Below are 12,929 nucleotides of genomic sequence, written 5' to 3'. Positions count from 1 at the left end.
GCGTAGAAAAACAAGCGTAGTTATAGGAGGAAACCTATAATATCTTGATTTTCAAGCGTAAACGGCTGCGTTGACTGGTTTGGCGCAGTATACGTTTAGCTGAGAAATATAAGCATCGATATAAGTGCGAGACTTATGTATTCTTATATTTCAAGCGTGACGGCTAATTCCGGCCTCGGGCGGCCTAGCAAACGTTCCGCACAGATCTATATGGATGCCTATAAGTATAAAAACTTATATAATCTTATATTTCGAGAAAATAAACAGTCACCCTAGACGAATGTCCTGCATACACTTTAAATGAATGATTGTATGGAGGAGGTTAAATCAATGACTATTGCAGATAAGCAGCTCCAGTACAGAGAAATAATTACGAAGGCTGTCTGCGGCAAAGGTCGTAAGTTTTCCACTGTAACCCATACCGTAACGCCGCCTCATAATCCGACCAGTATTCTCGGAGCATGGATAATTAACCATCAATATGAAGCGGTTCGTTCGGGCGACGGCATTGAGGTAATTGGTACTTACGATATCAACATTTGGTATTCGTACAGCAAAAACTCGCAAACAGACGTAGCTAAGGAATCGGTGCATTACGTCGAGCATGTCAATCTTTCCTATGTAGACCCTAAGCATCGCCCGTCTACCGTGGAGGTGTCAGCCGATGTGATTCAAGAGCCGAACTGTATCGAAGCGAATATTTCTTCGAACGGTTCCGGTGTCGTGGTTCGCGTAGAGCGTGAGTTTTCGGTGGAGCTTGTTGCCGAGACTAAGGTTTGCGTAGCGGTTCTTCCAGGCGGTTGCGGCGACCTGGACGGCAAGGATTTGGAGTTCAGCCTCGGCAATAGCGATTATGAGGATCTGGATCCGGATTTGCTGGACGACGAGCTGTAAGCAAGCCGGGAAGCTTTGCTGTCAAGGTATCATATGCTGCGCGAGCAGCAAATTCGAGGGCGAAAGCCCTCTTTTTTTTGGAAATATTTAAAGGTATGAAATCTCACGATATCGGATCGCAAAAAAGGCGGGAAACGGAATGGCTTCGACGTGGATATGGCGGGGCAGCTACGATCGGCTTGAAAAAATGACATCTAACAAAGAAAGACCGCTTATCGCAGGCGAACGCAGCGGTCAGCCGCTTTACGCCAAGCCTTGGACGGAAGTAAAGGCAGGAGACGCCGTTCTGGCATGGTCAGATGCGCGAACGATCGATTGCAGCCGCTTTAACGGCGTATGGGTACTGAATGCGAATGGCCGAATGGCTGCGCAGAAGTCCCTCGACGAGAAGCTGAGCATATGGAAGCGTGCCGGCTTATGCGGCGGCGCTCCCTTGGAGAGCGAGCGGATTTATCGCGTGAGCGCCGTGGATTTAGAGCCGGTGGAGATGCTTCGCATCAATGCCGCCGGTAAAATCTTGCAAGGGAAGCCGCTGCTCCCCGAGGGAACGGGGGGGTGGCCGGAGGATCCGGCGCTGCGGAGAGTGGCGCGGACCGCGACGGCAGCGCTGTATGCGCTCGGCCTCGATATCGGCGAGGCCGAGGTGGCGCTTGGCGGGGACGGGCGCACCGCCGTCCTCGATGCTTGGCCGAAGCTGAGGGATACGAGGCTGGAGGCGGCAGCGCTGCGCCGATTCGCCGCGCGGCATGCCGCGGCGGGAGCGGGAATTGCGGATCGGCAGCTGCTAATCGGCGCCGATCCCGAGTTTGTGCTTGTGACGAAGGAAGGGAAGATCGCTTCGGCGTCGCGTTTTTTTGGGGCGGGCGTCGGCGGGGCAGCCGGAGCCGACGCCGTGCTCGTCGGGCGGCGGCTGCTTTATCCCGTCGCCGAGCTGCGGCCAGAGCCGGCCGCGGACCCGGCCGCGCTCGCCGCGAACCTGCGGCGGCTGCTGCAGCGCGCCGCCGACCGCATCAGCGACCCCGCCTTGCGCTGGGCCGCAGGAGCAATGCCCGTGCCGGGGCTGGCGCTCGGCGGGCACATCCACCTCAGCGGAGCGCCGCTTACGGGCCGCTTGCTCCGCTTGCTAGACAGCTACGCGGCATTCCCGCTCGCGCTTGTAGAGGACCCCGCTGGGCGGGCACGGCGTCCCCGTTACGGCACGCTCGGTGACTTCCGCCAGCAGCCGCACGGCGGGTTCGAATACCGGACGCTGCCGAGCTGGCTGGTCTCGCCGGCAGCGGCCAAAGCGGCATTCGCGCTGGTGCTGCTGTGCGCGCGCGAAGAACAAAATCTCTCTTTCCTGCCGGCTCTGGAGGAGCGGTATGTAGAAGCCTATTACACCGGCGACCGCTCCGAGCTGGCCGGCTGCCTGGATGGGCTGGCCGAGTCGATGTCGGCGACTGCAAGCTTTAGCGATCTGGCATCTTACATCGTGCCGCTTCTCGAGGCGGCTAGGCGTGGGACGACCTGGGATGAACGCGCCGATATACGCATCAAATGGCGGATGCCTATTTAGATTCATTTGAATATCTTTTTTCCAACGATGAGCAAGGTTGTCCGCGCATATGCGAAGGCAATCTTGTTTTTTTTAGGCTCGGAAAAGCCGGCTGTCGCTGGCCTTCTTCACTTCGCTTATAGCGCACATCTGTTCCGCTTGTTATAATGAATATCTGATGTTTACTGCTTGAGCGACAATGCTGCTTCACCGAAGCTCATGTGTTTAACGACATTAATTAGTGAATTCCCTATATACCATCACGCTGTTGACGTTTTTGAGGAGGTTCGGAATGGCTGGATATACGCCAATGATATTGCAGTATCTTGCAATCAAAGAAGAAGCAAAGGACGCTTTTTTATTTTTTCGCCTTGGCGATTTTTACGAAATGTTTTTTGAGGATGCGATTGCGGCATCCCGCGAGCTGGAAATTACGCTGACGGGACGGGAGGGCGGCGGCGAGCAAAAAATTCCGATGTGCGGCGTGCCTTACCATTCCGCTGAGAATTATATAAGCCGGCTAGTCGATAAGGGCTATAAAGTTGCCATCTGCGAGCAAGTAGAGGATCCTGCGGCGGCCAAAGGCGTTGTTCGCCGTGAAATCGTACGGATTATAACGCCCGGAACCGTCATGGAGTCGAAGGCGCTGGACGGCAATTCCAATAACTTCATTGCTGCAATCGTACAAGCTGGCAGCATGTTCGGATTGTCTGCCTGCGATTTATCGACAGGCGAGCTCTATGTCACTTCCTTTCCTGAGCATGTAGAAGCGCTTATCGATGAAATCAACGTTTACCAGCCTTCTGAGCTTGTGGGCGACCGGGGGCTGCTGGATCTTATTCAGGCTTCCGCGGCGTGGAACAAACAGCTGCTTCTGACAGCGCGCGAGCCGATGGCGGCGGACAAGCTGCTTGAACAGTTCGGCGAGGCTGAACTGGCTAAAATTTCGGGAGCCCGCCTGCAGGCCGTGAGCGTGCTGACGGGATATTTGGACGAAACCCAAAAACGTTCGCTCGGGCATGTGCGTACAATCACGGGCTATGAGCCCAATCAATATATGATTTTGGATCATTATACAAGGAGAAACCTCGAGCTGACCGAAACGGTTCGCGACCGCAGCAAGAAGGGGTCGCTTTTATGGCTGCTTGACCGTACGCAGACCTCAATGGGCGCGCGGCTCCTGCGCCGCTGGATCGATAAGCCGCTGCTCAGCAGCGCGGCCGTTGAAGCGCGCTTGGATGCGGTTGAGACCTTGTATCTTAACCTTATTTTAAGAGACGATATCCGTTCGGAGCTGCAGCCTATTTACGATCTTGAACGGCTGGTCGGCAGAGTGGCATTCGGCAGCGCGAACGGCAGAGATCTGAATGCGCTGCGAAGCTCGCTGCGCCGTATTCCCCAGCTGACCGCTTTATGCGAGCAATCCGGCTCGGATGTGCTCAAGGCGCTCGTTGAGGGTACGGATGACTGCGCGGATCTCGCCGATCTTATCGAGACCGTGCTTGTTGATGAGCCGCCTGTAAACATCAAGGAGGGCGGACTTATTCGTGCGGGCTACGATGCCTACTTGGACCAATTGCGCGAAGCAAGCACGAACGGAAAGAAATGGCTTGCAGAGCTGGAACGCCAAGAGCGCGAGGCGACGGGCATCAAAAACCTCAAAATCGGCTATAACCGTATTTTTGGCTATTACTTAGAGGTGTCCAAAGGGAATTTGTCGTCGCTTCCGGAAGGAAGATACGAGCGTAAGCAAACCCTGGCCAATGCCGAGCGTTTCGTGACTCCGGAGCTCAAGGAAAAGGAAAGATTGATTCTTGAGGCCGAGGATAAAATGGTTGACTTGGAGTACGAACGCTTTATCGAGCTGAGAGACCATTTATCGCTCCATCTGCACCGGCTTCAAAAGGCGGCCGCCATTATAGCGGAGCTTGACGTATACCAATCGTTAGCCACGGTCAGTGCCGAACATCGTTTTTCCCGTCCTCAAGTGACCGAATCCTTTGATTTGCGCATTGAGGAAGGGAAACATCCCGTCGTAGAGGCGATGATGGATGGCGTGCCGTTTATTTCGAACGGAACGTCGCTTCGCAAGGACGAGCAGTGGATGCTTCTCATAACCGGTCCCAATATGGCCGGCAAAAGCACCTACATGCGCCAGGTGGCACTCATTTGCATCATGGCTCAAATGGGCTGCTTCGTCCCGGCAAAGTCGGCGGTCATACCGCTTATCGACCGCATTTTTACGCGCATCGGCGCAGCGGACGATCTTATTGGCGGACAGAGCACTTTTATGGTCGAGATGAAGGATATTCAGATTATGACGGATCAGGCAACCGCAAACAGCCTGGTAATCATTGATGAGCTGGGCCGGGGAACCTCAACCGGTGAAGGGATGGCAATTGCCCAGGCGGTTATTGAGTATGTTCACCACCACATTGGCTGCAAGGCGCTCGTATCGACTCACTTCCATGAGCTTGCGCATCTCGAGGAATCCCTGCCGTCGCTTGCGAATGCGCGTATGGCGGTAGAAGAAAGCGGCGATAATGTAACATTTCTAAGAAAGCTAATTCCTGGCGCCGCAAGCACAAGCTACGGCATCTATTGCGCTCAATTAGCCGGCTTGCCGCAGTCGATCATCGGAAGAGCTTATGAGCTGCTTGATGAGACCCTGGCCGCAGACGCACCAAAAACGATAGCGAAGGCCATGACGTATTCTTCATCCGTTTTGACAGAGGAAAAGGCGCAACCCCAGAAGGTTGCGGAATCGCAAGGGATCATACAGCTGTCCATCTTCGATGAGCCGGCTGCAGCAAGCGAAGCGGAGCCGTCTCGCAAGAAAGCGAGCCCGAAAGCGGAGCAGCTGGCCGAGCAATTACGCAAGCTGGATTTGTTTAACCTCACGCCGATGCAGGCGATGCAATGGCTGAATGACATGAAAAGCAAGTTGAACAATTAGCATAGCGAAAGGGGGAAACGTAACGTCATGGGAAAAATCAAAGTGCTGGACGAGCAGCTTGCCAACCAGATTGCGGCTGGCGAGGTGGTCGAACGGCCGGCATCGGTCGTTAAAGAGCTAGTCGAAAATGCGGTCGATGCCGGCAGCACGACCATCGACATTTCGATTGAAGAGGGCGGCTTGACCCTCATTAAGGTAATCGATAACGGTTACGGCATCGAGGCCTCTGATATCGTTACGGCATTTCAACGGCATGCTACGAGCAAAATCTCGACGAGCAGCGATCTCTTTCGCATTGCGAGCTTGGGCTTTCGGGGAGAGGCGCTGCCGAGTATCGCGGCGGTATCGCGCCTGCAGTGCACGTCATCCGATACCTCATCGGGACTGGCAAGGCGCATCGTAATCGAAGGCGGCAAGGTAGCCGTCGACGAACCCGCAAACGCGCCGCAGGGAACGGAAATGACAGTCAGAGATTTATTTTACAATACGCCGGCCCGCCTGAAATATATGAAGGCCATCCAAACGGAGCTTGGACATATTTCTGATTATATTAACCGGATCGCGCTTGCGCATCCCGGGATCGCTTTTACGTTTAAGCATAACGGCAATGTTCTCCTGCGTACCCTCGGATCAGGGGACCGGCTGCAGGTGATTGCAGCGGTCTATGGTTCCAATACGGCGAAGGTCATGCTGCCCATTGAAGCGGAAACCTCCGATTACGAACTGCGCGGCTATATCTCGAAGCCGGAGCTTACCCGGGCGAACCGGAACGGGATTACCGCTATCGTAAACGGACGATATATCCGCAGCCATACGATTAATCAATCCTTGCTGCAGGCTTACCATACGCTTCTGCCAATCAACCGTTATCCGCTTGTCATTTTGGAGCTGGGGATGCATCCAAGCTTATTGGACGTTAACGTCCATCCATCCAAGATGGAGGTCAGATTCAGTAAAGAGCCTGAGCTTCGTACGATGATTGAAGATGCCGTAAAAGCCGTGCTCGGTAAGCAACGTCATATTCCGGGTCCGGAATCAAGCATCAAGCCGGAGCGTTCCAAGCCGCTGTTCGTCCAGGATGCCATCTCTTTTCACCGGCCGGAACCGATCGCGGAAGCTTTTAAACCCTTTCAGCCAAGCCAGACGAATAAAGGCACATCGTCTTCGTATAAGCCGCCGGTCATTGAACGGGAATACGTACCCCGGAACGCTGCGGAAAAGCTTTATGCGCCGCCGGCACCGGTGGATGCGGAGAAAATGGCTGTCCGTGAGGCTTCCGGCGCTTGGGAGCAGGCTGCTCCTGCGGCTTCGGAATTGATATTGCTTGAACCGGATCAAAAAAATGAGCCTTTAGCAGGAGAAGCGCCACCTGCAGAGGCTGGAGCGAAAGCGGATAGTCCGTCCGAAGCCTCCCAATACGAAGCGCCTGTGGCCCAGCTGCCATCGGACGAAGACGCGCCAAACGGCGAGCCTGCTTTCCCGGAGCTTTACTGGATCGGGCAGCATCACGGCACTTACATCGTGGCGCAATCCGAAGACGGCTTGTATCTTATTGACCAGCATGCCGCCCACGAGCGGATAAATTACGAATACTATTATCAGAAGTTTGGAAATCCGCAGGCCGCAAGCCAGCAGCTGCTTGTACCGTTAACGCTTGAGTTTACGACCGGAGAGGCTTCGCAGCTGCGGGAGCTGATTCCTTTATTCGCCCAGGCGGGCGTTGAGCTCGAGCCCTTCGGCGCGCAAACTTTTCTCGTTCGTTCCTATCCGGAATGGATGCCGCAGGGGGAGGAGCAATCCTTGCTCGAGGAGATGGCGGAGCTATTAATCGCTGAGCGGAAATCCATAGATATTGGCAAGCTTCGCGAAAAGGCCGCTATCATGTGCTCATGCAAAGCTTCGATCAAAGCGAATGATCGGATGAATCGCGAGGAGGGCGAGACCCTGCTGGCGAGACTTGCGAATTGCAAGCAGCCCTACACCTGCCCGCATGGACGTCCGATTATCGTGCATCTATCGACCTACCAGCTGGAGAAAATGTTCAAGCGGGTGATGTCGTGATTATTACAACGACAGCCAAGCCCTCAGCCCGCGCGCTAGAGCAAGCCGGCAGATTGTCGGCGGAACTGGCAAGCCCTCTCAAAGCACGCGGGAATTTGACGGTTGCGAAGCTCTTAACGCTGAGCCAAGACAAGAAATTAATCGTCGTGACCGAAGAAGAAGTCCGGTATTACGACGGACAGGCGGAGACGCCGCTCTATTTTCATCCGAGCATGGCATTTGTACGGGTGAAACGGCTTCGACGGGGGGAAACGGATCCGCTGGTCCAGTTGTCAGGCTGCGAGGAAGGTGACCGCATCATTGATTGTACGGCTGGACTTGCCTCGGATTCGCTTGTATTCTCTTATGCCGCTGGACCTGCGGGAAGTGTTACCGCGATCGAAAGCGAGCCCGTTTTATGCGCCCTCGTCCGCGAAGGATTGGCAGCCTATCAGACCAGTCTCGCGGATGTAAATGAGGCGATGAGACGAATCAATATGAAATGCATGAATCATTTGGATTATTTAAGGAGTTTACCCGATAATAGCGCGGATATCGTCTATTTCGATCCGATGTTCAGGCAGCCGATCAATGAATCGAGTTCGATGGAGCCTCTTCGCGCGATCGCGAATATGGACGCTTTAACCGATGAAGTCATCGAGCAGGCAAAGCGGGTGGCCACGAAGACGGTAGTGCTTAAGGAGCATCAGGCGAGCGGGGAATTCGCGCGGCTTGGCTTCGAGCGCCGGCATGTGAACACATCGAAAATTGCATATGGAGTGATACAGCTTTGAGTGAGGATCTCAATATAATAAAGCAAGAAAATACAGATCTGCCGCAGCGCAAGCAGCCTCTATTGGTTCTGATAGGCCCTACAGCGGTAGGTAAAACGCGGATGAGCCTGGATATTGCCAAAGCCTGGAATGCGGAAATTATTTCCGGTGATTCGATGCAGGTCTATCGGGGGATGGATATTGGTACTGCCAAAATACCGTTGGATGAGCGTGAAGGCATTCCGCATCATCTCATCGATATTTGTGAGCCGGAAGTCCCTTTTTCCGCAGCTGATTTCCAAGCGGGCGCGACACAAGCGATAGCGCAAATTGCCGAGCGGGGCAAGCTGCCTTTCATAGTAGGCGGGACAGGCTTGTACGTGGAATCCGTCTGCTATCAATTTCAGTTCGCGGAGATCGGCTCGGATGAAGCTTTTAGGCAAGAACAAGAGCGTTATGCCGCCGAACACGGCGCTGAGGCGCTCCATGCGCGTTTGGCCGCTATCGATCCTCCCGCGGGAGAGAGACTGCACCCTAACGATCTGAGACGCGTCATACGCGCGCTTGAGGTATACCATATGACGGGACAAACGTTTTCCGAGCAGCAGGCAGGCCAAACGAAGGTGTCTCCCTATGAGCTTTGCATTATCGGTTTGACTATGGACCGTGCGGAGTTGTATCGTAGAATAGAGCAGCGGGTAGATGAGATGATGCAGCAAGGATTAGTAGATGAGGTGAGGCAGCTACTGGATAGGGATTTGCCGCCTGCCGCAGTCGCGATGCAGGGTCTTGGCTACAAGGAAATCGCAGATTATTTGCGCGGAAATTGCACGCTGGAAGCAGCGGTAGAGCGACTCAAAAGAGATACGCGAAGGTTTGCCAAGCGTCAGCTCTCATGGTTTCGCCATATGAATGGCATTCATTGGATCGACATGGGGGAAAATTTTCACAACAATTTGCAAACCGTTCATGCTATAATAGCAGGAAAGTTTCAAGTTAATCTTGAATATACTTCTAATCAATCTTTTTAAGACGGGGGTAACGTCCAATGAACAAATCGATCAATATTCAAGATACGTTCCTGAATCAGCTTCGCAAAGACAACATACCGGTTACGGTTTTTTTAATGAATGGCTTTCAAATTCGGGGCGTTATTAAAGCGTTCGATAATTTCACGATTATTATTGACAGCGAAGGTCGCCAACAAATGGTTTATAAACACGCTATTTCGACGTTTACCCCGCAACGGAATGTTTCTCTTATGCAGCAGGATCATAACGGTTCCGATTCATAGGCTTCAGCAATTAGTGAAACTTTCTAATAATGAGTATCGTTTAACTAGATAGCGGCATGCAAGAGCAACCCGCTCCAAGCTGGGTTGCTCTTTTCATTTCGTGGCAAAGATAGAAAGAAGAATTATGGATCAACAGGAGGGGAGTCGGCTATGGCTGAACGACCGCGCACAAAGACTGCACCGAAACCAAAGAGGAAAAAAAGAATTTCGGGGCGTAAATGGTTTTATGGCTTATTCTTTACAGCTGTAATTGCAATCGTATGCGGCGTCATCGGCTATTTGCTCATTATTTTGAACGGTGAGCGAGTGTTGACCGAGAACGCAAACAAGCTGGTTTTTGGGGAAGCATCCATCATCTACGATGCAAATGACAAAGAGATTGCAAGATTGTCAGATCCTAATGAAAACCGCGAAATGGCGGAATTCTCGGAAATTCCGAAGCAGCTGCTTAATGCGATTGTGGCAACGGAGGATCAGCGCTTTTACGAGCATTCCGGAATTGATTTATTCGCTATCGGACGTGCGGTTGTCAAGGACGTTATCGCACGAAGCGCTGTGGAAGGCGCAAGCACGATTACGCAGCAATTAGCAAAAAACGTATTTTTAACGGCAGACAAAACGTTTTTCCGTAAAGCGACGGAGGCATCGATCGCAGTCGCGCTGGAGCAGCAGTATTCGAAGGACGAGATACTGACGATGTATCTGAACCGTATCTTTTTCGGAAAAAGGGTACACGGCGTCAAGGAAGCCGCAAAATTTTATTTTGATACCGACCTTGATAAATTGGAGCTCTGGCAGATAGCAACGATTGCGGCTATGCCGAAAGCGCCTAACCGCTACAATCCGATCGCCCATCCGGAGGATTCGATGAACCGGAGAGCGGTTGTCCTGAAGCTCATGTTCGATCAAGGGTTTATTACGGCAGCCGAGATGGAGAAAGCGAAAGCGGTCGTATACGAAATTCCGGAAAACCATAACGAAAGCAACTCGGATAAATATCCTGCGTTCGTGGATTATGTGGTGGAAGAAGCAACGGAGGTTATGAACCTTTCGGAAGAGGAGCTTCGCATCGGCGGCTTTAAAATTTATACTACGCTAAACACGCAAGCACAAGACGCGATGGATGCGCAGTTCAACGACGATGACAATTTCGAGAAGAGCAAGGATGAACAGCAGGTTGAAGGCGCGATGATTATTATCGATCACCGCGACGGCACGATACAAGCCATTTCCGGCGGGCGTGATTACGTGAAGAAAGGTTTGAATCGCGCTGAGGTAAAACGTCAGCCGGGTTCAGCCTTCAAACCGATCATTGCTTATGGGCCAGCTCTTGAATCAGGCAAATTTTATCCATGGACCACTCTTGCCAACGACAAGAAATGTTATGGAGACTATTGTCCGACTGACAGATGGGGTGCGACCCCGGTCAGCATGACGCAGGCCATAAAGGATTCACGCAACTTGGCGGCCGTCTGGATGCTGAATCAGGTCGGCCTCAATAAAGGTTTTGCTTTCTCTTCTAAGCTTGGAATTGAATTGGATGATCGGGATCGCAACTTATCAGCAGCTCTCGGCGGCTTAACCAACGGAGCAACGCCTATTCAGATGGCGACGGCATTCAGCGTATTCGCTAATGCCGGGAAGTCTGTTGATACGCACTCGATTCGCAAAATTGATGGGAAATCGAATAATTCTTATACCTACAAAGCGCCGGCTGCTAAGCAGTTGATGTCCGCCGAGACAGCCTATTATTTGACGGAAATGATGCAAACCGTCGTTCAAAGGGGCGGTACGGGAACGAAAGCAGCGATCGGTCGCCAGCTGGCAGGTAAAACGGGTACGACGCAGCACGGGATTAAAGGATTCACGGGCGACGGCGTAAAGGATGCATGGTTTGTTGGCTATACGCCGGAGTGGACAGCATCCGTATGGATGGGATACGATAGGACTGACTTGGATCACTACTTGAAGACGGGCAGCAGCCAAGCTGCGGCAATGTTCGCGAAGGTAATGAAGCCAGCCATGAAAAACGTACCGGAATCAAGCTTTAACAAACCGCAAGGCATTAAAGAAGATAAGCCGCCGGCAGCAATAACGAATTTTAATGCGGTATTCATTCCGGAAGAAATGCGGGTTCAATTGTCATGGGATCCGTTCCAGGACGGCGAAGTGACTTATCAGGTTTACCGTAAAGAAGCGTCAGAGAGTGAATATATCCGGTTCGTGGATTCATTGACCTCTACGGGGGTAGACGATATGAGCGCATTCCCGGGAATGACCTATGAATATTATGTCGTTGCCTATGATGCTGAAAATGATCAGGAAAGCGCGCCTTCCGCGAAAATCAAGGTTACCATACCGGAAACCGAAATTATTCCGGAAGTTCCGATGGAACCGGATCCCGTCGATCCGGATGGCGGCGAGATCACGCCTCCTCTCGAAGGAGGCGGCGAAGAACAATCTCCTTCTCCAAGCCCGTCTGAAGATACGGTGCCGGAAGAGACGGTTGATCCAGGCAGCGGGAATGGAACAGGCGAACCTGTTCCAACGCCGACACCTACACCTGATGACGGTCTAGGCGCAAACAACAGCACGAACGCTCTAGGAAACTCTGAAACCGGCGGCAATACGCAAGAAACGGGTGGTTAGCAATGACGGAAACAAGAACGGCACGAATCCTTTCTTTATTCATGCTTGCCGCGGTCATCATGCTTTTATCAGGCTGCGGCAAGAATGGGTCGGGAGGTATTGACGGGAGTACTGCAAAAGCTTCCGCCAAGACGATGATTTGGGACAAAATGCCTGACATGCAAATTGATCTCGATAAATCGTATGTGGCCAAGTTTCAAACGACAAAAGGCGAATTTTCGGTGAAGCTGTTTGCGGATGAAGCACCGGTTACCGTAAATAATTTCGTTTTTCTTGCTCGGAAAGGTTTCTATGAGGGACTCACCTTTCATAATATGATTGAGAACTTCATGATTCAAACCGGTGATCCGAAAGGAAATGGCACAGGCACGCCCGGTTATTCCATCCCGGATGAGCTTAGCACGGAAATGAAATACGATGAGGGCATTGTAGCCATGGCAAATGCCAGCAAGCCTAATTCGGGCGGAAGCCAGTTTTTCATTTGCACGGGGCCCGATTCGGAAAACTTGAACCGGGAGCCTAATTATTCGATTTTCGGCAAGGTGGAAAGCGGTATGGAGGTCGTGCAAGCCATAGCGAAGACACCTATGAAAAATAACAAGCCGTCTGAGAAAATCATCATCAACTCGATCGAAATTGTAGAGAAATAAAGAAGAATACCGCCTTCTAGGGCGGTATTCTTTTTATTTTCCGCATAGAGCTTGGTTTATTTTGCCTGTCGGCTGGAGATGGACGTTAAGATATGGTAATCTTTTTTTATGGGTAAATAACAACTATCGTTGGTTGTAA

General features: G+C 52.2%; 9 protein-coding genes. All 9 read left to right on the top strand.

Annotated elements, in window-relative coordinates; genetic code table 11:
* Positions 1-330 precede the first annotated feature (330 nt).
* The 9 genes from MRBLPE1_RS19585 to MRBLPE1_RS19545 all read left to right on the top strand — a co-directional run bounded on the left by MRBLPE1_RS19585 (position 331) and on the right by MRBLPE1_RS19545 (position 12,790).
* Positions 331-894, top strand: a complete 564-nt coding sequence (locus tag MRBLPE1_RS19585) for an outer spore coat protein CotE (RefSeq protein ID WP_364148620.1) — start codon at positions 331-333, stop codon at positions 892-894.
* A 139-nt stretch (positions 895-1,033) separates the two neighbouring features.
* Entirely contained in the window at positions 1,034-2,449 is a 1,416-nt protein-coding gene (locus MRBLPE1_RS19580) for a putative amidoligase domain-containing protein (protein ID WP_364148619.1), read from the top strand.
* Between the two features lie 271 nt (positions 2,450-2,720).
* Entirely contained in the window at positions 2,721-5,384 is a 2,664-nt protein-coding gene (mutS, locus tag MRBLPE1_RS19575; RefSeq protein ID WP_364148618.1) for a DNA mismatch repair protein MutS, read from the top strand.
* A gap of 27 nt (positions 5,385-5,411) precedes the next feature.
* The gene (gene mutL, locus MRBLPE1_RS19570; protein ID WP_364148617.1) at positions 5,412-7,445 is read left to right on the top strand and encodes a DNA mismatch repair endonuclease MutL; all 2,034 of its coding nucleotides are present in this window, start codon (positions 5,412-5,414) and stop codon (positions 7,443-7,445) included.
* Complete coding sequence (locus MRBLPE1_RS19565) at positions 7,442-8,218, top strand: class I SAM-dependent methyltransferase (protein WP_364148616.1); 777 nt, start codon at positions 7,442-7,444, stop codon at positions 8,216-8,218. Before mutL ends, MRBLPE1_RS19565 begins: the two co-directional genes overlap by 4 nt.
* Positions 8,215-9,228 carry a tRNA (adenosine(37)-N6)-dimethylallyltransferase MiaA gene (gene miaA, locus MRBLPE1_RS19560; RefSeq protein ID WP_414698900.1) on the top strand — a complete coding sequence of 338 codons (1,014 nt, stop codon included), beginning with the start codon at positions 8,215-8,217 and terminating at the stop codon, positions 9,226-9,228. The genes MRBLPE1_RS19565 and miaA overlap by 4 nt, the downstream gene beginning before the upstream one ends.
* 17 nt (positions 9,229-9,245) lie before the next feature.
* Positions 9,246-9,491, top strand: coding sequence for an RNA chaperone Hfq (hfq, locus tag MRBLPE1_RS19555; protein ID WP_169081614.1), 246 nt, complete (start codon positions 9,246-9,248; stop codon positions 9,489-9,491).
* Positions 9,492-9,641: 150 nt separating this feature from the next.
* Complete coding sequence (locus MRBLPE1_RS19550) at positions 9,642-12,140, top strand: transglycosylase domain-containing protein (protein ID WP_364148615.1); 2,499 nt, start codon at positions 9,642-9,644, stop codon at positions 12,138-12,140.
* 2 nt (positions 12,141-12,142) lie between these two features.
* Entirely contained in the window at positions 12,143-12,790 is a 648-nt protein-coding gene (locus tag MRBLPE1_RS19545; protein WP_364148614.1) for a peptidylprolyl isomerase, read from the top strand.
* Positions 12,791-12,929 lie beyond the last annotated feature (139 nt).

This window comes from Paenibacillus sp. LPE1-1-1.1 (assembly GCF_040676435.1).
In the GTDB taxonomy this organism is placed as follows: Bacteria; Bacillota; Bacilli; order Paenibacillales; family Paenibacillaceae; genus Pristimantibacillus.
The sequence above is the reverse complement of the archived record's forward strand: the minus strand, read 5'-3'. Positions and strand labels throughout refer to the sequence as shown.